Origin of the sequence: Mesorhizobium sp. M1E.F.Ca.ET.045.02.1.1 (assembly GCF_003952485.1) — a bacterium.
Taxonomy (GTDB): Bacteria; Pseudomonadota; Alphaproteobacteria; order Rhizobiales; family Rhizobiaceae; genus Mesorhizobium.
In genome coordinates, this window is the sequence record NZ_CP034447.1 from 3875279 (window position 1) to 3899413 (window position 24135).

Annotated in this window: 26 protein-coding genes and 1 pseudogene; 6 read left to right on the plus strand and 21 right to left on the minus strand. The window is 59.6% G+C overall.

What is annotated here, in order from left to right; genetic code table 11:
* Positions 1-86: 86 nt before the first annotated feature.
* Genes pqqE through pqqB form a run of 4 tightly spaced genes read right to left on the minus strand, consistent with a single transcriptional unit; the run spans position 87 to position 3203 of the window.
* Positions 87-1220, minus strand: coding sequence for a pyrroloquinoline quinone biosynthesis protein PqqE (pqqE, locus tag EJ070_RS18705; RefSeq protein WP_126092675.1), 1134 nt, complete (start codon positions 1218-1220; stop codon positions 87-89).
* Positions 1217-1513, minus strand: coding sequence for a pyrroloquinoline quinone biosynthesis peptide chaperone PqqD (gene pqqD / locus EJ070_RS18710; RefSeq protein WP_126092676.1), 297 nt, complete (start codon positions 1511-1513; stop codon positions 1217-1219). The genes pqqE and pqqD overlap by 4 nt, the downstream gene beginning before the upstream one ends.
* A complete protein-coding gene (gene pqqC, locus EJ070_RS18715) occupies positions 1513-2268 on the minus strand; it encodes a pyrroloquinoline-quinone synthase PqqC (RefSeq protein ID WP_126092677.1) in 756 nt (251 codons plus the stop codon). Before pqqC ends, pqqD begins: the two co-directional genes overlap by 1 nt.
* Positions 2265-3203 (minus strand): pyrroloquinoline quinone biosynthesis protein PqqB, encoded by a 939-nt coding sequence (gene pqqB / locus EJ070_RS18720; RefSeq protein WP_126092678.1) that lies wholly within the window; start codon positions 3201-3203, stop codon positions 2265-2267. Before pqqB ends, pqqC begins: the two co-directional genes overlap by 4 nt.
* Before the next feature lie 45 nt (positions 3204-3248).
* Between pqqB and EJ070_RS36325 the strand changes: the two genes are divergently transcribed.
* Positions 3249-3578, plus strand: coding sequence for a hypothetical protein (locus EJ070_RS36325; protein ID WP_189349935.1), 330 nt, complete (start codon positions 3249-3251; stop codon positions 3576-3578).
* Positions 3579-3661: 83 nt separating this feature from the next.
* Here the strand turns inward: EJ070_RS36325 and EJ070_RS18730 are convergent, their stop codons facing one another.
* The 3 genes from EJ070_RS18730 to EJ070_RS18740 form a co-directional block, all read right to left on the minus strand.
* Positions 3662-4564, minus strand: coding sequence for a quinoprotein dehydrogenase-associated putative ABC transporter substrate-binding protein (locus EJ070_RS18730; protein WP_126092679.1), 903 nt, complete (start codon positions 4562-4564; stop codon positions 3662-3664).
* Complete coding sequence (locus EJ070_RS18735) at positions 4536-5060, minus strand: c-type cytochrome, methanol metabolism-related (protein ID WP_126092680.1); 525 nt, start codon at positions 5058-5060, stop codon at positions 4536-4538. Before EJ070_RS18735 ends, EJ070_RS18730 begins: the two co-directional genes overlap by 29 nt.
* Positions 5061-5219: 159 nt before the next feature.
* On the minus strand, positions 5220-7136 hold the full coding sequence (locus EJ070_RS18740; RefSeq protein WP_126092681.1) for a methanol/ethanol family PQQ-dependent dehydrogenase: 1917 nt from the start codon (positions 7134-7136) through the stop codon (positions 5220-5222).
* A 697-nt stretch (positions 7137-7833) separates the two neighbouring features.
* Here EJ070_RS18740 and EJ070_RS18745 point away from each other — a divergent pair.
* Positions 7834-8187 carry a hypothetical protein gene (locus tag EJ070_RS18745; protein ID WP_126092682.1) on the plus strand — a complete coding sequence of 118 codons (354 nt, stop codon included), beginning with the start codon at positions 7834-7836 and terminating at the stop codon, positions 8185-8187.
* 41 nt (positions 8188-8228) lie between these two features.
* Here the strand turns inward: EJ070_RS18745 and EJ070_RS18750 are convergent, their stop codons facing one another.
* From EJ070_RS18750 to EJ070_RS18765, 4 genes are all read right to left on the minus strand, one after another.
* A complete protein-coding gene (locus EJ070_RS18750; RefSeq protein WP_126095813.1) occupies positions 8229-8969 on the minus strand; it encodes an ATP-binding cassette domain-containing protein in 741 nt (246 codons plus the stop codon).
* Entirely contained in the window at positions 8938-9684 is a 747-nt protein-coding gene (locus tag EJ070_RS18755; RefSeq protein WP_126095812.1) for an ABC transporter permease, read from the minus strand. The genes EJ070_RS18750 and EJ070_RS18755 overlap by 32 nt, the downstream gene beginning before the upstream one ends.
* 68 nt (positions 9685-9752) lie before the next feature.
* Entirely contained in the window at positions 9753-10715 is a 963-nt protein-coding gene (locus EJ070_RS18760) for an ABC transporter substrate-binding protein (RefSeq protein WP_245464598.1), read from the minus strand.
* A 67-nt stretch (positions 10716-10782) separates the two neighbouring features.
* Positions 10783-10992, minus strand: a complete 210-nt coding sequence (locus tag EJ070_RS18765; RefSeq protein WP_126092684.1) for a hypothetical protein — start codon at positions 10990-10992, stop codon at positions 10783-10785.
* A gap of 267 nt (positions 10993-11259) precedes the next feature.
* Here EJ070_RS18765 and EJ070_RS18770 point away from each other — a divergent pair, with 267 nt between their 5' ends.
* Positions 11260-11637 (plus strand): cytochrome c family protein, encoded by a 378-nt coding sequence (locus EJ070_RS18770; RefSeq protein ID WP_126092685.1) that lies wholly within the window; start codon positions 11260-11262, stop codon positions 11635-11637.
* Between the two features lie 185 nt (positions 11638-11822).
* On the opposite strand, the gene gph is transcribed toward EJ070_RS18770, so the two are convergent.
* Entirely contained in the window at positions 11823-12524 is a 702-nt protein-coding gene (gene gph, locus EJ070_RS18775) for a phosphoglycolate phosphatase (protein WP_126092686.1), read from the minus strand.
* A pseudogene (locus tag EJ070_RS18780) lies at positions 12521-12757 on the minus strand (thioredoxin family protein); the annotation flags it as partial. The gene gph and the pseudogene EJ070_RS18780, both read right to left, overlap by 4 nt.
* A gap of 29 nt (positions 12758-12786) precedes the next feature.
* Between EJ070_RS18780 and EJ070_RS18785 the strand changes: the two are divergent.
* Positions 12787-13227, plus strand: a complete 441-nt coding sequence (locus tag EJ070_RS18785; RefSeq protein ID WP_126092687.1) for an O-antigen ligase family protein — start codon at positions 12787-12789, stop codon at positions 13225-13227.
* A 277-nt stretch (positions 13228-13504) separates the two neighbouring features.
* On the opposite strand, the gene EJ070_RS18790 is transcribed toward EJ070_RS18785, so the two are convergent.
* The 8 genes from EJ070_RS18790 to EJ070_RS18830 all read right to left on the minus strand — a co-directional run bounded on the left by EJ070_RS18790 (position 13505) and on the right by EJ070_RS18830 (position 22128).
* A complete protein-coding gene (locus tag EJ070_RS18790; protein ID WP_126092688.1) occupies positions 13505-13966 on the minus strand; it encodes a phasin in 462 nt (153 codons plus the stop codon).
* 371 nt (positions 13967-14337) lie between these two features.
* Positions 14338-14520: a hypothetical protein gene (locus EJ070_RS18795; protein WP_126089420.1), complete on the minus strand. Its 183-nt coding sequence runs from the start codon at positions 14518-14520 to the stop codon at positions 14338-14340.
* Positions 14521-14944: 424 nt separating this feature from the next.
* A complete protein-coding gene (locus tag EJ070_RS18800; protein WP_126092689.1) occupies positions 14945-16291 on the minus strand; it encodes an LLM class flavin-dependent oxidoreductase in 1347 nt (448 codons plus the stop codon).
* Positions 16267-17085, minus strand: coding sequence for an ABC transporter ATP-binding protein (locus EJ070_RS18805; protein ID WP_245464599.1), 819 nt, complete (start codon positions 17083-17085; stop codon positions 16267-16269). Before EJ070_RS18805 ends, EJ070_RS18800 begins: the two co-directional genes overlap by 25 nt.
* Positions 17061-17876, minus strand: coding sequence for an ABC transporter permease (locus EJ070_RS18810; protein ID WP_126092690.1), 816 nt, complete (start codon positions 17874-17876; stop codon positions 17061-17063). The genes EJ070_RS18805 and EJ070_RS18810 overlap by 25 nt, the downstream gene beginning before the upstream one ends.
* Positions 17877-17972: 96 nt before the next feature.
* On the minus strand, positions 17973-19025 hold the full coding sequence (locus EJ070_RS18815) for an ABC transporter substrate-binding protein (RefSeq protein WP_126092691.1): 1053 nt from the start codon (positions 19023-19025) through the stop codon (positions 17973-17975).
* 717 nt (positions 19026-19742) lie between these two features.
* Positions 19743-20183, minus strand: a complete 441-nt coding sequence (locus tag EJ070_RS18820; protein WP_189350666.1) for a MucR family transcriptional regulator — start codon at positions 20181-20183, stop codon at positions 19743-19745.
* Between the two features lie 619 nt (positions 20184-20802).
* Positions 20803-22128, minus strand: a complete 1326-nt coding sequence (locus tag EJ070_RS18830) for an IS701 family transposase (protein ID WP_126092693.1) — start codon at positions 22126-22128, stop codon at positions 20803-20805.
* A gap of 604 nt (positions 22129-22732) precedes the next feature.
* On the opposite strand from EJ070_RS18830, the gene EJ070_RS18835 reads away from it, so the two are divergent.
* A complete protein-coding gene (locus tag EJ070_RS18835; RefSeq protein WP_210211952.1) occupies positions 22733-23191 on the plus strand; it encodes a GNAT family N-acetyltransferase in 459 nt (152 codons plus the stop codon).
* A 435-nt stretch (positions 23192-23626) separates the two neighbouring features.
* Positions 23627-23905, plus strand: a complete 279-nt coding sequence (locus EJ070_RS18840) for a DUF3892 domain-containing protein (RefSeq protein ID WP_126092695.1) — start codon at positions 23627-23629, stop codon at positions 23903-23905.
* Positions 23906-24135 lie beyond the last annotated feature (230 nt).

The following is a 24135-nucleotide window of genomic DNA, read 5'->3' on the forward strand; positions in this document are numbered from 1 at the left end:
GTCGTGCTGCTGCAGTCCCACCGGCATCCGACATAATCAGTGGCTCCACGGCACGCCATCGACGGGGGCGGGCAAAGCGTGGTTGATCAAGCGCTTTTGTCAGGTCGAGTTGTGGCGCCGATCCGCCGGAAAATGAAACTTTCCGCGCCATTTCTCTCCGGCGCTGCCTGTGCCAGCGCGGCGTCGGCCAGTATCGCCATGTGGTTGTGGATCGGCGACTTGATGCAGGCTGGATCCGTAGCCGCGGCATCGCCGGCAATCGCCATCGCCTGACACCTGCAGCCGCCCCAGTCGATCTCGCGACGCTCGCAGCTTCGGCAGGGCTCCTGCATCCATCCGGTGCCGCGGAAGGCATTGAACGCTGGTGAATCGGTCCAGATTTCGGCAAGCGTGCGCTCGCCGAAACGCTCGAAGTGGAGCGAAGGAATCGTCTGCGCGGCATGGCATGGCAACACGGTACCGTCCGGAGCCACCATGAACGCATCGCGCGCCCAGCCGCCCATACACGGCTTGGGATAGATGGCAAAATAGTCGGGCGTGACGAAGTCGATGTTCATAACGCCGGCTAGCTGTTCCTGAGCCGCCGCGACAATGTCCGCCTGCCGCTCGACCGCGGCACGTTCGGGCATCAGCATATCGCGATTGGCCAGCGCCCAGCCGGCATACTGCACGTTGGCGATCTCGAGCCGCTCCGCGCCCAACGAAAGGGCCAGATCGATGAATTCGGGCACTTCCTCGATGTTGTGACGATGGATCGGCGCATTGATGGTGAGCGGCAGCCCGGCCGCGCGGGTGCGGCGTGCCGTCTCCAGCTTCTTTTCGTGGCTGCCGCCGTGGTTGCCGATACGGTCGGTCGTGGCCGGACGAGCACCCTGAAAGCTTAACTGCAAGTGGTCGAGACCGGCTTCGGCAAAGGCCTCGATGCGGCCTTCGGCAATGCCGACGCCGGCGGTGATCAGGTTGGTGTAGACACCGCGCGCCGAAAGCCCGGCGATCAATTGCTCGAGGTCGCGGCGCAGCGTCGGCTCGCCGCCGGACAGATGCACCTGCAGAATGCCAAGATCGGCGGCCTGCGAGAAGAGATCGAGCCAAGTCTGCGTGTCGAGCTCGCGATTGGCCTTCAGCAATTCGAGCGGATTGGAGCAATAAGGGCACTGCAGCGGGCAGCGATGCGTCAGTTCCGCCAGCATGCCGATCGGAGGGAGAACGGGCTCGCTCATAGCTTCACCAGCAGCTTGTCCGACCATTCCTGCAGGAAGGCGATGACGTCGGCCGCCACGGCCTCCTGATCGGCGTCATAATCGGAGGCAAGATCGGCGATGATGTGGCCGACCGTGGATCGCCCATCGCAGCGGCGCAATATGTCGAGACTGATTTCGTTCGGCCAGAACACCTTCTCCGGCGAAAGCACGGCGAAGGCCTGCCGCACGGGGTCGTACTGTATGCGCACATGCTTCGGCAGCGATGGCACCGATCGCAACGACACGATGGCTCTTTCGCGCAGCGTCATCATCAGGCTGCCTCCGGGCGGAAGGCGCCGGGCGGTATGTTTCCCGGCGAACCATAGGCATGTTGAAGCGCGTCGAGCATGGCCCACAGTATATCGCATTTGAACACCAGCGCATCGATCGCCTGCTGCTGGCGTTCGGCCGTATCGGCATGGCTGAGCACGTAGGCGAGGGCGAACTCGGCGTCGCGCGATGCCTGTTGGGGCCGTCGGCTGAAATAGCCCAGCGTGTCCTCTGTGATGTAGTCGTATTTCGCCAGCATCGCCGGCACCCGCTCACCGATGATGGTCGGCGAGAACATCTCGGTCAGCGACGATGCGACCGCCTCGAGCAGCGTCCGGTTCGTGCAGAAGGAAAGGTAGGCGCCGACGGCGAAACGGGTCGCCGGCAGCGCCAGCCTTTCGCTCTTGACGGCCTCGGCATCGAGCCCGAGCGAGGTGGCCAGATGCAGCCAGCGCGCGATGCCGCCGCTCCAGCCGTCCTCGCCGTCGTGGTCCTCGATGCGTTTGCGCCAGGCGGCGCGAAACGCCGGATCCTCGGCACGCGCCAGGATCATGGCGTCCTTGCGCGGAATGACGGCCTGGTAGCAATAGCGGTTCAGCGCCCAGGCCTGCATTTCGGCCTTCGACAGCGCGCCACTGGTCATTCTGTGATGGAAAGGATGATGGTTGTGATAGCGCTCGTCACCGACCTGCCGCAGCACGGCCTCGAGCTGGCTCTTGGACAGGCCACCTTTGGCTGCATCGTGAAAATCGCTCAAAATTCCATCTCCATCCCATCGCTGGCGACTTCCCAGCCAGCCGCTTTGACCGCCGCGTGTTCGGCGGAATTCTCGTCGAGAACCGGATTGGTGTTGTTGATATGGACGAAGACACGGCGGCCGATCTTCACATCGGCCAAACCGGCAATCGAACCCGCTTCTCCAGACATTGCGATGTGGCCCATGCGCGCACCGGTTTTCGGGCCGACGCGGGCAGTGATCATCTCGTCGTCCGTGTAGACGGTGCCGTCGAACAGCAGGCAGGCGGCATTGGCCAGACGAGCGCGGAGCGCAGCATCGACGCCCGCGCAGCCCGGGATATAGAAGACAGCGCCGCGGCTGCCGGCCCCGGTGATACGGACTCCGATCGTGTCGCCCGTATCGGAGCTGAAGTCGGCGCCTGGATCGTCTCTTTGCTCGAGATAGAGTGCGATCTTCCCAGGCACGGGAAAGCTTTCCACGACCATGCCGGTCTCGCGGCCGTCCGCATCGCGGATCGCCAGTTCCTCCGTCGGCGTCAGGAGGCGCCGCGGCACGATCTGCGGATCGAGAACATTGAAGATCGAATTCGCCTCCAGCGTCGCCAGCACCTGTGCCGTTGCATAGATTGCGAAAGGCTGTCGTTCTCGCAGGCTGAGCAGGCCGGCGATATGGTCGACGTCGGCGTTGGTCAGCACCACCGCGCGGATGGGCGTCGAACGCAGCGGCGCGTCGTATGCGGGCTGGAGTTCAGGCGTTTGCGCAATCTGCTGGCGAATGTCGGGCGACGCGTTGAAGAGAACCCAGCCAGTCCCGTCCGCCGATGCGGCAATGGACGATTGGGTTCGTGAATGCACACCCGCAGTCCCGCTGCGAGCCGCGCGGCTCAGGCGATAATTGCAGTTCCATTGCGGAAAGCCGCCTCCCGCCGCCGATCCGATGATCTTCACGCGCATTGCAATGCCTGCTCCGCGGCCCATCTGACCGGCAGGAAATTCTCGATGTCAAACGGCTTCGCGCCAACGTTTCCCGCGGCAAAGCCCGTCGCGAAGACCTCACACGGCAAGGGGTGCGTGCCCCTATTGTCAGGGACACGCACCTCTGCGGCCTACTTCCTGGGAGGAATTTCAGCAGGCAGATACCGCGAAATTTCGAAGCCCGCAGCAACCTGGCACATGGTCGGTTTCTTCCAGCTCTTTTTCTTCATGGCATTCTCCTCTTCTGCCAGCCCGAAGGGGCCGGTCATGTCGTTGGCGCCATTGCGGGCGGTGCAATGGCTCGTCCATCACCTCACAAATGGACAAATGAAACACTGGGTTCTCAAACAATAGAAACAAACATGAATGGCATAACTGCCTGTCTCAAAGATCGCTTCCTTACCTCCATCACCTGTGCCGTCTCGCGCCGGTCAATCTCATCCCGGCGCCGCCGTGATCGGGTTGTCATGTTCGTCGATCAGCGGCACGTTGTAGTCGAGCAGGAGCTTGTTTATCTCCGCCTGGTTTTCCCGGATCACTTTGTTGAGCGTACGCTTCCATTCCTGGTCAGATGGACGCACTCCCATGGTGATGCGGTAGGACATACGCGAGCCGGTCTTTTCTTTGACCAGTGGGACCATCGTAACGTTCGCCTTGAGTTGTTTGACATAGTAGCCTGCCATCGGCCCCCACAGGATCGCCGCGTCGATCTTGCCGGCCAGCATGTCCTTGATCACAACCTCTGCCATCGACGGGGTGACGCGCGTGTCGACGGCCAACGGGTAGATTTTTGCCGTTCGCAAGAGTTTGTTGGCGGCCATGTTGGCAGTTGGCGGCGTGCGTTCGACGACACCGATCCTCTTGCCGATGAGTCTCGGATCCTCGATCGTCTCGCAACCCTCGAGGTCGTCGCCCTTCGGATGCACAAGCACATAGGAGGAGCGATAGTAGGCATTGGTGTTCTGCACCAGCGGATCACCTTGGGCATAGCCCATGATGACGTCGCATCGGTTGGCTCCGAGCGTGTTGCGCACGAAACCGATGACGGTCGGAAACCATGTGTAGGCGACCGACTTCCGCCCTGTCTTCCTGGCAACCAGCTCGGCCAGCTTGTTTTCGAAGCCTTGGCCGCTCTGGTCGGTAAACGGCATGTTCGAAGGATCGGCGCAGACGCGTAGAATGTCGGGATCGACCAGCTCTCCCGCAGCACCGAGGCCGGCGCCTTGCGCCAAGGCGCTCGACGGCAGCAGGGCGAGCGCGCCGAGAATGGGCAGAACGACGCGCGCCTTCGATGCAACGCAGCCGGTCACTTCATCCTCCCATGCAGGATGCTTCGGCATCCTTCGCCGCCTTGGCCTTGTCTTCGTGCTTGGGCGGCCTGCCGCGGGGTGCTGCGCCATCGGCACGAGCGCGCAGATAGACGTAGAGATCGTCCAGATAGCAGTAGACGTTCTTGTTATCGCCGAAGGCAGGCATGACGTTTTCCTTGCCGTTGCCGGTATTCTTCCGGCCCTGGGCGACGATCGAGAGGAAAGTGGGGTAGTCGATGTTTTTGAGGCTGTTGGCCAGGGCCGGCGCGTAGCTTGAACCCGTTCCGTCCTGTCCGTGACAGACATGGCAGTCCGAGTGATAGCGGCGGTAACCGCTGAACGTGTACCAATCCACGGTTCCATTCTCGATCTTGTAGGTCGGGTTCCCATCCGCGTCCAAATACTTGCCGCCTTCTTCCTTCACCGCCTTGGCTTTATCGGCACTGTCCTCGGCCCGGGCCAGACTTGAGCTGGCCAGAGGCAGAAGAGCCAGGGCGAGAACGGAAATTACAATGCGAACAGACATTCAGACGCTTCCTTATTTTGCCAAGGACAAAGGGTTTGCCGTTACGCCGCGGCATTGATCGATGTTTCGGATGCGCGGCAGATCGAGAGCCCGGAAGTACCTTCGGGTTATCCGGGCTCTCCTGTTTTCAGGCCTTCGCTCTAAGGCCATTCCCGGCTGTCAGTCCGGAAGACCGAAGACGGTCAGCTGGCCGCCCAGCGTCGTGTAGTCGGCAAGTGCAGCGTAGCCGCCGACTGCTCCGAGACCCGCGGTTCCGACGACTGTGGCCTGGTCGCCTTGCGCACGGCCCTGATCGACGGCGCCGTGCCAGGCCGCGGCTTGGTCGGGCGAAAGCAATCCGCCTGCCAGACCGATGCCGGCCCATCCGCCGACGCCGGACAGAACGGCGATGTACTGCTTGCCGTCATGCTCGAAGGGCGTGACGTTGCCGATGATGCCGGACGGGGTCTTGAACTTGTAGAGTTCCTTGCCGTTCTTATCGACCGCCTTGATGTAGCCTTCGAGCGTGCCGTAGAAGACCACGTCGCCGGCCGTCGCGAGCGCCCCGGACCACACCGAGAACTGCTCGGGCTTCGACCAGACGATCTTGCCCTTGGCGGCATCCCAGGCGATCAAGTTGCCCATGCTGTCGCCGCCAGGTGCGGGATACATCGACACGGTAGAGCCCACGTAAGGCTGACCGGCCGTGTAGCTCACCTTGTAAGGCTCGTAGTCCATGCAGACATGGTTGGTCGGCACGTAGAACAGGCCCGTCTTCGGCGAGTAGGTAGCCGGCTGCTGGTCCTTCGTTCCCAGCGCGGCGGGGCAGATACCGGTGGTGTTGGTATCTTCACCGTTCGCCTGGGGTGAGTATTTCTGAACGACCTCTGGACGACCGTACTTGTCGCTCTTCGGATCCATGTTGATCTTGGTGGCCCAGTTCACCGCCGGATCATATTTTTCGGCGACGAGAAGGTCGCCGGTGGCGCGATCCATGGTGTAGGCGAAACCATTGCGGTCGAAATGCACCAGCACGTCGTGCTTCTTGCCTTTGATCTCCATGTCGTCGACAAGGATCATCTCGTTGACGCCGTCATAGTCCCACTCATCGTGCGGGGTCATCTGGTAGACCCATTTGGCCATGCCGGTGTCGGCATCGCGGGCGAAGATGGTCATAGCCCAGCGATTGTCTCCGGGACGCTGGACCGGGTTCCACGTCGAGGGATTGCCGGTACCGTAGTAGACGAGGTTCAGCTTGGGATCATAGGAATACCAGCCCCATGTCGTGCCGCCGCCCGTCTTCCACTGTTCGCCTTCCCAGGTATTGGTGCCGGAGTCCTTTCCCACCGGCTTGCCGAGCTGCGTGGTCTTCTGGGGGTCGATCAAGGTGTCTGCATCCGGACCTTCCGAATAGGCCTTCCAGGCGAGCTTGCCGTCCTTCAGATTGTAGGCGGCTATCCAGCCGCGGACGCCGAATTCCGCCCCGGAAATACCGACGAGAACCTTGTCCTTGACGACCACGGGCGCCGACGTGCCGGATTCGCCCTTTCCACCATTGGTCTCATCGCCGTTCTTGGCTGTCCAGATAAGCTTTCCGGTCTTGGCGTCGAGCGCGACGAGGTTGGTGTCAGCCTGATTAAGAAAGATCATCGCCGGGCGGTCGCCATCGGCAGGTGCATAGGCAACGCCGCGATTGACCGTGTCGCAGCACATGATCGGAATGACGTTCGCGTCCTGCTTGGGCTCGTACTTCCAGAGGATCTTTCCGTCCTTGTTGAGATCGAGAGCGTAGACGGTGTTCGGGAACGGCGCGTGAACATACATCACATCGCCGACAATCAGCGGTCCGCCCTCATGGCCGCGCAGCACGCCGGTCGAGAAGGTCCACTTGACCTGCAGGTTCTTCACGTTCTCCTTGGTGATCTGCTTGAGCGGGGAGTAACGAGTGTTGGCGTAATCACCCGTCTGCATCACCCAGTCTTTCGGATTTTTGGCCATTTTCGCGAGCTCTTCGTTGGCTGACGCCGTATAGAGCGCGCCAAACGACAGTAGCGCCGAGGTCGATACAATGTAGGTTGCTTGCGTTAGTGCGCGCATCAAAATCCTCCCAGGTTCACAACGAGAAATCGATCTTAAAGCTCACAAGAGCTCGTCCAATCAATTCAATTTGGGAAGTATTTCCGGCAGCGTGTCACGACCTAGATCAAACTAGCAGAGGCGCATTTCTGCTCTCAACTCAGTCGACCTAGCCCTACACCCGCCCGATTGGCCTACGAAAGACTGCCGCCGCTCCCTTATTACGGCGACGTCCTTGAAGCCGGAAACAAGGTAAAGCTATGTCATCGCATAATGCCAGGCAAGGAAAAACCCCCGTGATGGTTTTGCATTGCAGCATACAAATGTTGCGACGCAATATAAAGAAGACATATAAATAAACCTCTTGATGGAGGGTTGCCAAAAGCTTGACTTAAGCTCCGATATATATAAAATTCATACTGATCTGTATTTACAATTATAATTGGATTGATCTTTATTGAATGCATATTTTACCAAAGTTGCCGGTTGTGACATCCTTGGCTGCCGTTAGTAAGGGGGGGCGTGAAAAGAACTCAGGAAAATAGGTGCGTGGCGAATCACCAAGCTGCCCTCGATCGCTGTTGAGGACGGGCAGGGCATTCCTCCTTTGGTCCTATATGGAGGCGGTGAGAGGTTGACCGGGCTCGCGGCATGTCGCCAACTGGGCGCGACGATGCTGTCTCGCCGCACCGCGCCCAGGCAACAGGAGGAATTTCTCATGGTCAGATATGTTGGATTTTCGATCCTGCCGCTCCTCCTTTCGTCGACAATAGTCCTTGCAAACCCGGCAGGCGCTGCGGGAGACTACCCGACGGCGACGATTGTCGACTATGTGCTCGGCTGCATGCAGACAAATGGCCAGACACGTCAGGCGTTGGAGAGTTGTTCCTGCTCGATCGATGTCATCGCCTCGATCCTTCCTTACGACCATTATGAGAGGGCCGAGACCTTCAAGAGCATGTCTCTGACGACAGGCGAGAATGCAGGCCTGTTTCGCGAAAGCGCACCGGCGAAAGCCGCGCGAACGGAGTTGAAGCGGGCGCAGGCGGAAGCCGACGTGCGTTGCTTCTAACACGTCGCCCATCAAGGGCATCCCGGCCCGCTGCAGGGTGATCAGGTCACGCCTGGAAATTGCTGATGGAACGACCGCAAAAGGTCGCTCGTTGCCTCTGGGCTGCGGTGCTGCCTGGGCAGGCTTACGTCGAAAATGCCGAGCACATGCGCGGGCCGCGGCGCGAGCACGATGATGCGATCCGACAGCGTCAGGGCCTCGGTCAGGTTGTGCGTCACCATCAGCGCGGTCGTAGGCCGGGCCGACCATACCGTAAGAAGCAGGTGACGGAGCTGCTCGGCGGTCCGCCCATCGAGCGAGACGAAGGGCTCGTCCAGGAAAAGCACCGCCGGTTCGGTCGCGAAGGCCCTGGCAAGGGCTGCCCTTCGTGCAAGGCCAAGCGAAAGCTCCGCCGGATAGAGCGAGCGCATGCCGGCGAGACCGAGCGTGTCAAACAGCCCGTCGAGATTTTTCGTTCGCAGGTCTTTCGGCAGCGCCAGCCTGACATTCTCCTCCACCGTCCGCCAGGGCAGCAGGGTGGGTTCCTGAAACACGGCGGCTATGCGGTTCGAGCCGCCTTCAGGCAGCTGGAAAGAGCCGGAAAACTGCCTGTCGAGCCCAAGCAGAATACGCAGCGTCGTGGTCTTGCCGCACCCCGATGGCCCGAGCAGGCAAGCGAATTCGCCTTGCCGGACCTCGAAGGAAAGGTTCTTGAGCGCCGTGACCGAGACGCCTTGCGCGGACCTGAAGGTCTTTTCGGCGATGTCGACCCTAAGCGGGACGACGGCGCCAACGGGTTGCATGTCGTTCAACGGGCTGCACCAGAAGAAGTTCGACGACGAGCATCACCGCCACGAACGCCAGCGTGTAGGCGAGAATGGCAGCGACGTCGAAAAGCTGGAAATAGAGATAGATCTGGAAGCCCACACCATTGGAGCGGCCGAGCAGTTCGACCACCAGAACGATCTTCCAGATGAGGGCGATGCCGGAACGCGAGGCCGCGGCCAGGTAGGGCTGCAGCTGCGGCAGCAGGATGTGGCGAACGCGGTCGAGCGGCCCGAAGCGGTACACAGCCGCCATTTCGGCGTAACTCGGGTCCAGCGCCCTGGCGCCCTCGCGCATGGTCACCACGACATTCGGGATCTTGTTCACGGCAACCGCGCCTATCGCCGCCACCTCATTGAGGCCGAACCAGATGTAGGCCAGCACGATGATCACCAGCGCAGGGATATTGAGGAACAGGATTACCCAGGGGTTGAAGAACCGGTCCGCGCCGCGGTAGCTGCCGAGGAGAATGCCGATCACCGATCCGACGATCATCGCAACGATGTATGCCGCGGCAACCCTGCCGAGAGTTGCGCCGAGATGGTAGAAGAGATCGCCGCTCGCCGCCTCCCTCAGCAATACCTGCCAGACCTGTCCCGGCCCCGGAAAGGCTCGGCTCGGCCAGGCATTCGCCGCCAGGCTCCACAGCAGGCAAAGCCCGAGCAGGGAGGCCACCACCGTCAGCGCGGGCATCAGCGTCGCTCGAGGGTCGGAACGGCTGGCAGTGTCGCCAGGCGTGCGGTCGCCGGTGTCTCCTGCGGTCATTTCGCCGGTTCCTGCCAGAACGTGCCCGGCGCCATCTCCGGCGCGCTGCCGACCAGCTTTTCGCCGCCGATCCCGGCCAGCACACGATAGAGCCTGCCGGCGTCGGCCGCTTCCTCGGCGACCGGCCGCCTGGGGATGCCCTCGCGATAGCGGTCGCGCAGCTTTGCCAGTTCCTTGCCTTCTGCGCGGACAATCGGCGCAAGGCGCAGCCACTCTTCGTCGGATCTTGCCAGCAGATCCTTGGCCTGCGCCGAAGCCTGGAGGAAGCCGCGGACGACTTGCGGATTTTCGTTGGCCCATTTGTCGTGGAATACATAGCCGATCGCGGATACCGGGCCTGCAGCTCCGAGCGCCTTCTCCGCATCGGTGGCGCCGATCAGCCGGCGAAAGCCGTTGGCCTCGAGCCGGGCGCAAAAATGCCAGAAATTGAGCACCGCATCGAGTTCGCCCTGAATTGCCTTTTCCGAAATCAGCGGCGGCGCGCCAAAGACGACGTCGCTGATCGCCGGCAGGTCGAGACCGTAATCGCGTCTGGCCAGCGCCTGGATCAGCAGCCAGCTCTTGTCGAGGGGCCCGCCGGCGACGCCGATCTTCTTTCCCTTGAGGTCGGTGATCGCGCGCATCGGCGATGCGTCCTTCACCATGATCGCCCCGACGGCCGTCGAATAGGGGGCCAATGTGACATCGCTGCCGTCCGAGCGCTGGCGCGAGACCCACAGCCAGTCGGTCACGATCATATCGATCGCGCCGGCCAGTATCGCGACATTGGTCGCATCCTCGCCGGCGAAATAGATAACCTCCAGATCGATGCCGTTGGCCGCGTCGAACTTGTGTTGCTTCAGCGTATCGAGCTCCCAGCTCACCGTGCCGAACTTCAGCACGCCAATGCGAACCTTGGGCGCGGCGGAGGCGGCAATGGGATGTGATCCAAGTATCGCGGCCGTTCCGAGAGCTGCCAAACGGAGCGTTTTCCGGCGCGAAATCATGATGTTTCCTCCCGGGACTGCAACAAACCAGGGGCGCCGGTCAGATCGCCCGGTCCTTCGTCGGGAAGGCGCATTTCCAGCGCCTGACCTTGAAGGGCGGGTGTTCCTGCGACCATCTCGCGATTTCGCTGGGCGCCAGGATCATGCATTGGAACAGCGAGCCGCGGCTCTCGAAATAGAGATGCTCGTTTCGGCAATTGCCGGGATTGGCACTCAGGCAAACCGTCAATACGAGGTCGACCATATTCATTCAGCACCTCTTGCGCGCAAAGACGCCCGCTCTGGCGAAATCCTGCCCGCCCCATTGCCTGGGAAAATATCAGCCTGGACAAACTCAGCCTGACCGGGTTCCCGAGGTGCCCATGGAAATCCGGAATGACCCTGAAGCTACGCGTTCGCCCTAAGGCCGTCAACAAAGGCGAAAGGACAGTTGCTGTGGACCTTCGTATGGTTGACTTCGTCAAAGCAATGGCATGCAAATCATCAGGGGCGTCTTGACGATCAATGAGGAAATGCCATGCGCACTATCGCATTTTTCGCCGTCGCATCCTTTGCGGCTTTTACGAACCAATCCCATGCGCAGGATGCCGCGGCGGGTGAGAAGGTCTTCATGAAATGCAAGGTCTGCCACGTCGCGGACAAGGACCAGAACAAAGTCGGTCCGTCGTTGAACGGCGTCATCGGCCGGACGGCCGGCACGCATCCGGGGTTCAGCTATTCCCAAGCCATGGTGGCCGCCGGCAAGTCCGGCACCAAATGGGACGAACCCACACTGACGACCTATCTCCATGATCCAAAGGCCATGGTGAAAGGCACGAAGATGGCGTTTGCCGGCCTCAAGGACGACAAGGACGTGGCCAACGTCATCGCCTATCTCAAGCAATTTTCGAAATAATGGCAATTCTCGAAACAACGGCTTCGCCGGCCGTTCGATTTACGATCGGCCGGTGACTGCCTCCTTAAAGCGCGTCGCGATCTTTCAGATTCGCTCCCTGCGCTTTAAACTATTGATTTTACGCATGTCTTTGTCTCGAAACCGGGTCCCACTTTCGGGAGACATGCTTTAATCGACGCTGCGGATCAAGCAGCGGCGCGTAGCCTCTGCATCGCGGAAGGCAGATCGAGCAGGCTGTCGCAGACAAGGTCTGCGCCAAGCTCTTGGACGGGGATCTGGGTGTAGCCGCCGCGCAGCAGAACGACGGGCATGCCGGCAGCGCGCGCGGCGCCGACGTCGCTGCTGCTGTCTCCGACCATCAGCGCGTCGGTGGGTTCGACCCCGAGCTGATCGAGCGCCAGCAGCAGAGCGTCGGGTGCCGGTTTCAGGTGTGTCACCGCGTCTCCTCCGACGATCGCGCCGAGATATTCCGTCAAGTGGAAATGCAGCAGGATTTCGCGGGTCGCCAATTGCGGCTTGTTGGTGGCGACGCCCATGGCTGTGCCGTTCAGGTGGAAGTGCGTGAGAATCTCCCTGACGCCAGGCATCAGCTTCGTCAAGCCGGTCAGATGTCTGCGGTAGATTGGCGCCATGGCGCGGTTGGCCTCTTCGAGCGCGCTGGCGAGAAGTGGGGCTCCGGATGCCGCGAAAGCCCGTTCGACCAACTTTTTCACGCCGCCACCGATCATGGCCTTGACCTGATCCACGCTGAGCGGCGGCAGGTCGCTGCCGGCCAGCAGTTCGTTGACGGCCGCCGCAATATCGGGCGCCGAATCGATCAGCGTGCCGTCAAGATCGAACAGGATCGCCCTCGGAGACCGAAACGGCCTGCTTGCGCCGACATTCATGCGGCCTCCTTCCATTTGATCGAGCAGCCGATCGAAGCGATCTGGTCAAGCGGTCCGTCGCCGGTTCGGGCAACCTGCTTCATCGCCTCGAACAGATCGCGCCTCAGCCCGGGCGGTCCGGCGTCCCGTCGCGATGCGTCGAGCCGGCCGCGATATTGCAGCGTCAGCTCGCTGTTGAGGCCGAAGAAATCCGGGGTGCATACGGCTCCATAGGCGCGCGCCACTGCCTGGTCCCTACCGCGCAGAGTTTGCCCGCACGACGATGGCAGGAATAAAAGAGAACTGGGTCACCGGAGTCGGATTTGGGAATTTTCAGAAGGCCTACCAGATATACGAAAAAGAGGAGATGATATTCAGAGCCTACGTAAACCATGCACATAATGAGTATCTTGAACTTGCCTTCGAGGGCGGAGTGATCGCTGCCATTTTGATGGCGTTGTACCTATTCCTTCTTCTGATCGCGTTTACCAAAATTCGCCGAGACGCCCTTCAAAAGACAGCGTTTCTTTCTGTAGTGTTTTTGCTCGTGCATTCTCTTGCCGACTACCCATTGCGCACCGCCGCACTCGCAATGACCTTCGCCTATATGAATGCGATCATTTTTCATCGCGGGTTTGCGGAGTGCAGGAACCAAAGCCCGGAGTTGGTGGAAGTCGACCATAATGGCGACAAGCTGTTTGTTCCGGTTGGTGCGTCTCCGTAGGGCGTGAGCCTGCGGCTGAAATTCCGGCGGCCGGCGCTCAGTGATGCCTTGACCGCCGCACCCGCGCACAAAGACACAAAGAACGCGGTCGGTGTTTTCAAAGCATTGACGCTGAAGTCTCGGGTCTCGGCAAAGGGCAATGGTGTCAAGCCCACGCAGGCGGGCAGCAAAGGACAACGTTGTCGGCTCAAATGTGAAAAGACCGGCGCGAGGCCGGTCTCGCCTGATAAGACAGTCGACGAGATATTGACCTTTCGTCCCGGATTGCTTCAAGCAATCAAGCGGCCTTGCGGATTTCCCAGGCCTTTTCAAAGGCATCTTTAATCGGCTTCGACACATCCTCGCTAGCTCTCAACATCAATGCCTGGATTGCCTTTGCGTGCTCGGCCGAATTTTCGATCTGTTTGCGCAGGAATGCGGCTTGCAGTTCGAGGAACTCAGACGGCGATTTCACGGCAACCAGCGCTTCGAGGTGCGTGAAGCCGGCTTCGGCATTGGCCTGCAGTGCGGCAAGCGTTCTCACGAGGAGCTCGTTGCCGGTGGTCCTGGCCATTTCAAACGTCGATTTGACAGCCGTTTGAGCCGTTTCAGCGTCCGAGCTCAATTTGGAAAATATTTCCTTCGACTTCTCAATGCTCTGGTCCGCGACAGCACGGACTCGCTCGGTAACCTTGGACGGGTCGACGGGAGAGAATTCGACGTTTTCGATCATTTCGGACTTACCGGTGACCTTGGACATTTTTTCATCCTTGTTCGGGGGAACGGCCGCAAAGCAAAGCCGCCCCCTTCATGTACGAAATCGTCGCAACGGATTTGTGAAGCTGGACGTGGAATCGGGCGCGCCGACTACACTCTTGTGCTGCCCGAATGTTAGCGCGACGAAGATTGGCAGGCCTAAATTGCGGGGGGGACACCTGGATGGGCTGGAACGGCGTTGATGTCGTGATTAAGACAGGCATGAAATCGGTTGGGTTGAGATGATTACCGGCCGGCGAAGGCGTCGCCACTGGAGCCCAGCGAAGAGGCATAGATCGTTGTGGGAGGGGCAGAGCCCCAATGCCTCGACTGGCGAGATGTTGGCGGGCCATCAGCCGCAGGTGATTTTCCCGTCTACGAGTCCCGGCCTGTGATGTCTTCTGCAGCGGCCCTCTGTTCAGGCGCATCTCGTTGCGCTGCAAGATCCTGCCTCAGCGTCAAATCCAACTTCCCCCAGATCGATGTCTTCTGGTTGTCGGTCTTGAGCTTTCGGGACGTCTTCTTCTCGACGACGAACGGCTTTGTCTGCTGACGCATAGATCCTCCAGGCGACGAATCGCAAAATGAACGATATCGCCGGCATTGCTGAGTGCAACTGGGATCGAACGACGAACTGGTGCACTCGCTGCAAACTCTCATTTGCTGCAACGTTCGCCCTGAGGACAGCAGACAAAGAAGCCTCCGCGGCCCCGAAAGGCTCGCGACGGCGGCTCGATTCCAGGACCGGCCGCCCATTTCTGGGAGGTGATCCGTGCAGATATCTGGTGTGGATCATCCAATCCACCTTGTGAGCGCTCAATTGCCATCGGCCTCTTTCAGCCGGCCGAGGGCCGGATCTTGATGAGGTCCCTCTGGAGATTGGTCTCTTGTTAAGAGCCTAACGGTCTGCGCCGTCTTACTGCGTTGCTGGTCACTCTACCGTGCAGCGGCCTTGGAAAATGTGAGACATGGCCCACAATAATCAGGCGCTCGCCTTTTGAGGTTGGCTGAAGGTGTTGTCAGGGCGCGGCAGACCGAAATGGTCCCTCAGCGTTGCCCCCTCATAGTCGTGCCGGAAAAGTCCGCGCCGGCGCAAGATCGGCACCACCTCCTCGGCAAATATGTCGAACCCGCCCTGCAGATAGGGCGGCATGACGTTGAAGCCATCCGCGGCACCATTGTCGAACCATTCCTGGATGTTGTCGGCGATCTGTTCGGGCGTCCCGGCCTGGACCCAATGCCCGCGCGCGCCGGCGAGGCGGTGCAGCAACTGGCGGATGGTTGGATTCTCGCGCTCGATGATGTCAAGCACGACATGGAACCGGCTGCTCGCACCGCGCTCGCCCTCGACTCTGATGAGCTCGCGCGGAAATGGCCCGTCCAGATTGTAGCCGGAAAGGTCGGCATCGACGATGCGGCGTAGCTGGTGAAGGGAATATTCCGGCTGCGTCAGCTCATTGAATTCGTCATGCAGAGCCCTGGCTTCCGCCTCGGTCGAACCGATGAACGGGCTGATGCCGGGCAAGACCTTGACGTGATTAGGGTTGCGGCCAACCGACTTCACCCGCGCCTTGATGTCGGCATAAAATTCCTGCGCGTTGCCGAGTGTCTGATGGGCCGTGAATATCGCCTCGGCATAGCGGCTTGCGAACGACCGTCCGTCTTCCGATGAACCCGCCTGGACGTAGACCGGACGCCCCTGCGGAGAGCGCGGAAGCGTGAGCGGACCCTTCACCCGATGATATTTGCCGATGTGGTTGATCGGATGGATCTTGTCGGTGTCGGCAAAGATGCCGGACTCCCGATCCGAGACGAGCGCGTCGTCCTCCCAGCTGTCCCAGAGCTTGGTTACCACATCAACGAACTCGCCGGCGCGCTCATAACGGTCGGCGTGGGTTGGATGTCGGTCAAAGCCGAAATTCAACGCTGCGGCCTCGTCACCCGTCGTGACGATGTTCCAACCGGCGCGCCCACCGCTCAGATGATCGACAGAAGCAAACAGCCTGGCCAGGTTGTAGGGTTCGTTGTAGGTGGTCGAGGCGGTCGCGATGAACCCTATTCTTTCCGTTACGGCGGCGAGCGCCGAAATCCAGGTCAGCGGCTCCAGCCTGAAGCGGCTCGCGTAGCGGATGTTGTCGGCGAGCGCAGGCCCGTCGGCAAAGAACAGCGCGTCGAACTTGCTCGCCTCGGCCTTCTTCGCCAGTTCCTGATAATAGGCGATGTCCAGCACTCTATCTGGGGCGGAATCCTTGTAGCGCCAGCCGGCTTCATGATGGCCGCCAGGATAGATGAAAAGGTTGAGATTCAACTGTCGTGATTTGGCGGGCATATGTTGGTCTCCTGGGGGTGAGGCTGAGCGAGAAGTCTTGGGGGCCCCTCAGACCGGCAGACAGGCTTTGTCTCGACGCCGAGATGACGCAGAAGTTCGGAGCGGATTTCGCCGAACCGGCGGTGGCCATGATCGCGTGGCCTGGGGATATCGATGACGATGTCGGCGGCGATGCCGCCCTTGTCGAGCACCAAGACCCGGTCCGCCAGCGTCACGGCTTCGTCCACGTCATGAGTGACCAGCAGCACGGCCGGCTGGTGACGGGCGCAGAGCTGGCGCAGCAGATCGTGCATGCGCAGGCGGGTCAGCGCGTCGAGTGCGCCGAACGGCTCGTCCGCAAGCAGCAGTTCAGGATCACGAACCAGCGAGCGCGCCAAGGCCACGCGCTGCTGCTCCCCGCCAGACAGTTCAACCGGCCATGCGGTCTCGCGGCCGCTCAGGCCAACCTCTTCTAGAGCTGTCCGTCCGCGTTCGGCGGCATCCGGCAGGTCGAGGCCAAGAACCACGTTTTCCAGCACGCGTTTCCACGGCAACAGTCGGGCATCCTGAAACACCACCGATTTCTTATCGGGTGTCTCGAGCCGGCCGGACCCGGAGACCTTGTCATCGAGATCGGCGAGCGCGCGCAACAATGTACTCTTGCCTGACCCGCTACGGCCGAGAAGGGCAACGAACTCTCCCTTTTCGATGTCGAGGCTGAGGCCGTCCAGAATGGTCCGCGGCCCGAAACTCCTCACGAGCCTCTCGACACGCACCAGCGGCGCGCCGCTCAATCCGCCAAGGTGCGACGCCATGACAGCGACCTTTCCTGGAAGAGCCGGACGATGCCGTCGCAGCCGAGACCGAGCAACGCGTAGACGACGAGGCCGACGATGACGATGTCGGTCTGGCCGTAGTTGCGCGCTAGATCGATCATATAGCCGATGCCGCTGGTGGCATTGACCTGCTCGACCACCACCAGAGATAGCCAGGCATAGGTCACCGCCAAACGCAGGCCGAGGAAGAACCCGGGAAGGGCGCCCGGCAGGATGACCTCACGGATGAATTCGCCGTAGCCCATTCGTAAGGTCTGGGCCAGTTCGACATAACGGCTGTCGATGCTGCGCAAGCTGCTGTGGGTCTGGATATAGATCGGGATCAGGACAGCCAGCGCGATGGTCGTCACCTTCATGCCCTCGCCGATGCCGAACCACAGCATCAGCAGCGGGATCAGCGCGAGCGTCGGTATCGCCCGCTTGATCTGAACCGGACCGTCGATGATGGCCTCGCCGAGCCGCGACAAACCTGAAATGAGGGCGAGGGTGGTCCCGATCAGGACGCCGAACGCCAGCCCCTGTGCCGCCCGCCAGGCAGACGTCATCAAATGATCCTGAAGCTTCCCTTCGGCTAATAGATCGATGGCCGTGCCGACAACCGACCAGGGCGCCGGCAGCGTTCTTGGGTCGATCAGGCCGGCGATACTGCCGATGGACCAGATCACGAGAAGAAATGCGGGCCCGATCAGCGCGCCAAACGGGATCGCTCGCCCAAGCGCTAGGCGACGCCTCGTCGCGGTCTTGCGGGCCTGTACGGCGGGCGTAATCACCCCCTTTCATCCGATGCGTAGGGAACGGGAAGTGCAACCGCGGCGGTATTTGAGATTGCGTTCATCTGGGTCGTCTCCAATCTCGGGAAGCGAGCGTCAGGACGCGTTCAACGCATTTGCGGCGATCGTCTCGAAGCGCCTGTCGAAAAGGTCCTCGGCCTTGATCCTAGGCCTGTTCAGTTCCCTGGCCAGGAGATCGATCGTCGACTGCTGGCGCACGATCACATCGTTCCAGTCCGGGGGAATGTCGAACTGACCGTCGGCGTCGACGAGATACTGGCCATCTTCGGCGTTGAGGCCTTGGGTGGCGACGTAGTAGCCCGCGATCCACTCCTTGGGATGTTCCTGCACCCATCGGGCCGCAAGAGCCCAGTAGCGCACATATTCGCCGAGAGCGGCAGCTTTGGCCGGGTCGTCAAGCACGGCCTGTGGAGCGTAGAGATGGGCCGGATCGTCGCGCAGGCCGTGTGGGATGGTGGTGGCGCCGTCGGCGCCATACTGGTGCAGATAGTGCTTGACGAGGACACCCCAGATCGGTGCGACGTCGACTTGCTTGCTGGCAAGTGCCACCGGATAGGCATCACCCTTGCTGGGCAATTCGATGAGAGTGACATCCTCTCTTTTAAGGCCTGCAGCCTGCAGCACCCTCAGCACCAGCGCGCCTTGTGCCTGACCAGGGCTGAAGGCGATCCGTTTGCCGCGCAAATCCGCGAGCGTCTTGACCTCAACGCCCGGCGCAATGCCGAGTTGATAAATCGGGTGCGCGACCGGTTCCTTGCGGAACTTCGCGGCAATGATCTTGACCTTGAGGCCCGTCCAGGTCGCGTGGATAGGCGGGATGTCGGCGACGGATCCGACGTCCAGCGCGTTGGCGCGAAAAGCTTCGATTGTCTGTGGGCCGCCGCTGATATTGGCCCATTCGACCTTGAACGGCAGTTGATTGATCAGTCCGGAAAGTTCCAGAGCCCTCTGCGTCTCGGGATCGCCGATGCGAAGCACAGTGCCTTCCGGAATCTTGGACGGCAGCTTACCCGCGTCCGGACTGCCCGCCTCGGCCCCGAAAGGGGCGGAAAAAGCAACCAAGGTCACCGCAAAAGCGGCCACGAGGGCGCCAAACCTCCTTCTCGAAAATCTCTCCACAGCTAACATCCTCGTCTTGCTCCTTGGAAATGGCTCCACGAGGTCCAGTATGTCTATCAATTATGTAGACGATAAAGTATCGGATGCTGTTCTTAGCTGCCAGAGAGAAACGCTGTTCGTCTCCAATGCTCATTTCTGGCACGCGTCCCTCAAAAAGGCGTCGGGTCCGCCCAAGACCGCCGCTGTTATAGCGAAGATAGGAGAAAGGCGGTTACGCCTGGCTGCCGGGGAACTAGGGACGAGGTTGCCCATCCCTACAATAGCACGATTTCGCGGCTACATCCGTGAAGGGACGTTCTAGGTTTCTTCATACTTTGGCCGTTCGCCAACCGGCCCACATGCTTCCCATTCAAAGCAGAAGCCCAAGGTTCTTGTACGCAGGGCCAAGTAATATAATATTCCTTGACCGGCACGCCACAAATATGCTCGCCCCGTCGTTGACGTTTCCATTCTGTCATCTGTCTTGCGCCCTGTAGGGCTGTCGATGACGTCCATAGGAGTTCGAGCGGCAGCCGCGGTCGTCGGCCGCGACATAAGGCGGCAGACGAGATCCCAATCAGCGCTAGAAGGATTGCAAAACAGGCTTTGAGAAGCGGGCGCCACCGTGCTGTTCACGCTTTACGCCATGGCTGAACCGCATTCCCATCACCATCACTCCGCAGGGGAGGATGCGTTTGCCGCGGCAAAAGGTGCAGAGGTCGAGAGCGGGTGGGAGCAGGCGAGGTATTACCCTTGCTTTTTTGCAGATGACTTACGACCGGCTGTCTTGCGGCCAAGACCAACGGACTTTGCAATGACGGACCGATGAGCGGCATAATTGGCCGCCACCATCGGATAGTCAGCGGAAAGTCCCCACTTTGCTCTGTATTCGTCGGGTGTCAGATTGAAATGCGTTCTGAGATGCCGTTTGAGAGACTTGAGCTTCCTTCCGTCCTCCAAGCACACGATATAATCGGGGAACACAGACCGCTTTCGACTGACCGCCGGAACGAGGTCAGGTTCTTCCGTCGAAAACGGCTGTACAATCCCCCTCAAGGCAGAATTCACGCTGGCGATCAAATCCGGAAGAGCGTCAACAGGCATCGCGTTGGCTCGGACATAGGCCGACACGATATCGGCCGTGAGAGACGACAAATCCACAGCTGACAGTTCAGTTTTCTCTTCAATGGTCGGCTGCCCCACCTCATGCTCTTCAGCGGCTGTCCGTTCAGCATCCAACTGCTCGACGGGTGACTGTTCAGTACTATCTCCGCCCGCCGTCGTCACTTCTGTATTGCTCTTAGTCACAAATATTCTCCTTGCGTTTGTTCAGCTTAACGGTTCAAAACGTTCGATGGTCCAATGCGCGTGGTGCATAGGGACAACACGCTGTACGAGCCGGTCCCAAACTGGGGACCATTCCCTTGGCCAGCAGGGTCGCTGTCCCAATCCGCGCAGCCGGGAAAATCGCTCGACCGAGGGATCTAGGGGTCGGGATTGGGATTGTTGCCTTTCAAAGCCCAAGTTGCCCTAATCCGATCACTGACTCCCAGGTAAGCCATCTCGACCAAATAGGTCAGGAGGCTCTCTCCGTCTGCCTGCGCTGTTTGACGAATTTGCCTCAACATTGCCTGGGCATAGTGCAAGTTCTGCAATTTTTTGGACTGTTTCACTGGTATTCCCGCTTCCAAACCAGTTGCTCCCGCAAGACCACTGAAATCTCGATCTATCGACCTGACAGCGATTAGGGCTTTTGCACGCCTTGGAGCTCTCTTGAGGGGTGATCTCATGGCAGAACTATCGGTTTCTACTGTTTGGCCGGCATTTTGATGAGGAATGGCTTACGGCGACATTCGCCAGATTGATCGTTCCAGGGGGTGATTGACACGGCGCCGAGTGATCCCGGTTTGGGTCTCTTGGGGATCCTTGGCAAGCGGTCGAACCGGCGGCTGGCCACCATGAATCGTCCAACCGGTCCAGAGGGCCAGTGGCCCGTCTTGTGACGGACGGTCTGCACCATCGCGTAAGCCAGCATGACCAGCGAGACGTGGCGATGCCACCCGTGCCAAGAACGGGTTTCGTTATGTTCGAGACCCAGTTCGCTCTTCGCCGCGCCGAGGCCGTCCTCGGCGATCTTGCAACATTGCCGCACCGCGAAGAGTGTTTCGATTTCGGTTCCTGCTGGAGACCATGTTGAAAAGTACCGGAAAGCATGGTTCGCATCGCGCCGGATCAAGAGCCCTGCAGTCCAAAGCCCAGAACGTGCGTTATCGTATTCCGCGACATCCAGGTCAGCGAAGGGGCAGTAAGCCCAAGTTTCGGAACCTTGCAGGCCCTCTTGCAGAGGCAGGCTCCGCCACTGAGAGGGATGGACGGATCGTGCGATGTCTTCTGCCGTCCCGACCTGCTGGGAAAAAGCGGGTCGGGTGAGGAAGAAATTGTGGCTCGCGCTGACGCCAACTACGTAGCCCTTGCACCAGCGCCGCAGAGCCATCTCAATGTCGACACCCCAGACGTGATCAACAGCTATCCAGCTTAAAGGTACGTCGGCACCGACAGTGCGTGCGATCATGTCCAGCGCCATGCGGGACTTTGTTGTGAAAGTCGCGCCCACAGGCACGTGGGCCCGCGCCAAGCGGGCGGAGTCTTCCGTCCAGGCCCTCGGAAGATACAGGGCGCGGTCAATGAATGCATGCCCGTGCCTGGACACATAAGCCGCAAACAGGCCGATCTGGCAATTTGCCATTTTGCCCGTCGAGCCGTTGATCTGCCGCGCTACCCCACAGGACGTCTTGCCCTGCTTGATGAAGCCCGTCTCATCTATGACGAGGACTGCGTCGCTGTCGGCCAGTGTTTCGAGCGCATATTTACGCACGATGTCGCGCAAAGCGTCTGCGTCCCATTTGGCCCTTCCGAGAATGGCCTGTTGGCGCCAGGGCCCTGGGTCGCCCGCAGCCTTAGCTCTCATCCAGCCGGTCTTGCGGTGCTCGTCCCGGAGCAGGCCTTCAAGGAACAAACCGGCCGAAGTCGCCACTCGCTCCTGAGGGAAAAGCCCCCTGATGCGCGACTTCACTTCGCGAAGTGACGCGTCCCATATCCCTAGTGTCGTTTCAATCGATTCAACCACTACCAATAACCCCCGCCTTCGCCGCCCAGCACGGAACCGAAAAAATGAGTAATTCACCTATGAAACGCAATTGTAATACTGTGACATTTCTCCAATGTTTTTTACCGATAAACAGTGACGCCATAGCGACGCTTTTTGGCGAAAGACAATTGTCACATTATCTTGTTCAAAACAAGCTTGACTCAGCAAATCGTGATTGCGATAAGGGCGCCGCAATCCAAGGCGCAAGCATCGCCACGAAGGATAGATATGATAATGGCGGTTGAGCTCACGCAAAAATATTCCACGGAAGTAATAAGCGTTGGATAGCTGTGATCATGTAGTCGGCTATATGTGACGGAGACGACATAAAAAAGGTGGCAACCTGAAATTTTGCACTAACGCGCATCAATGGCCTTGAAGTTCCTTCTGAGAGTCAGAAGGAGTATGTATTGCTGCGAATAACGCCTAACGCGTAAGAGGGTTTCTCTAGCGCGTTAGGCCTAGCGCGATATGCGTTGGACACTATTGATCAAACCTTACTCTCGGTGCCCGGCGAGGAGGCCGTTGCAGTCATTCGCACGGTGGGTAATTTCGCGTTGCGATGGTCGAAGCAGGGGGCGGGTTCTCATTGCAGATTGAGATAGACGAAGTAATTGCGATCACGCCGGCGGTCGCTGAGTCGTTCGCAGAACTGGTGAGGCAGCTGTCATCATCAGCCAGGATGCCTAGCAAGGGTGAACTTGAAGAGATTGTGGCTTCTCCGGCCACCATCGTCTTGGCCGCACGCGCCTCCGAGAAGATTGTCGGTATGCTCACTCTTGTGGTCTTCCGCATTCCCACAGGGGTGCGCGGAATCATCGAGGACGTAGTCGTTGACGAGGCTTATCGCGGACAAGGAATTGCCGAAGCCCTCACTCGCGAGGCGCTCGCTCGGTCAGGAGCCGCGGGAGCGAAGACCGTCGATCTGACTTCCCGCCCATCCAGAGAGGCTGCAAACCGGCTTTACCAAAGGCTTGGATTTCAGAAACGCGACAGCAATGTATACCGCTTCTCGCTCGGAAAGGGGGGCAGTAATGGTGCGTACTAAGCGCTGCTTTCCATCGAAGTCCACTTCCGCGCCGGGTGCAAAGCGCTTTATTTTCACCACACTCTTGTTCGGCTAAGTATATCCGAATCCAGCTCATAATTTTGGTTGCGGATATGCTCCGCACGGCTCGCGAGAAGCGTCGTACATAACTCGCGGATTGATTAAGCCGATCACGTCTAAGCAAAAAAGCTTGCAAGTTGTTAAGACGACGAAAGAAAGGCACCTGAGATTCTTGCGTGATGTTTGTGGCGCAAGCCTTGCATTTGCCGGGGCTCTTGTCATCAAATGACTTGCGGCGACGATTCGCTACAATGGTCGCCACTTATCGCAACCAAGACACAGGACAGCTGGGCATTGAAAACGATCACCAGAATATCCCACCGGTGAATCTGTGAAGTTGTCCTGTGGCGCACGCCAAAGAAAGGGCTGCACACCGTGAGCCGACAAATCCAGTGCATTATCAAACATCCAACTCATGAAGATCGACACCGCCGCATCCAATACATTGGTGGCGTCGATGGCGGTGTCCGATGGAAAGTGCCTGAGGAAGAGGCTATCGCTAACGTGAAGCGCGATCCCAGCGCATACTTCGTATCCGAGGGTGAGAAAACTGTATGGGTTACCGTCAAGCAGCACAATGGCAGGGATTATCTGAAAACGCAGACGGATCGTTTTTTGCCTGACAATCTTCTGAGCCTTCCGGAATGCCCTTAGAGCACTTTGAGCCGCAGCGTCGATCTCGGCGTCTGGTGGGCAGGTACATCTCATCGCGGCGAGGACTCCCCACCGCTAGAGATTCGCTATGGGGTCACTCTCTCTTCGAATGAAGCTCATCGGGCTTTGTTCCTCCCTTCCCGGCCTTCGGATCGGGAAGGGTTGCAGCAGGCTCCCAATCTAAAGCTGTCGGCTTACAGCGAGCCATAGATGATAGGCAGCGCATATAC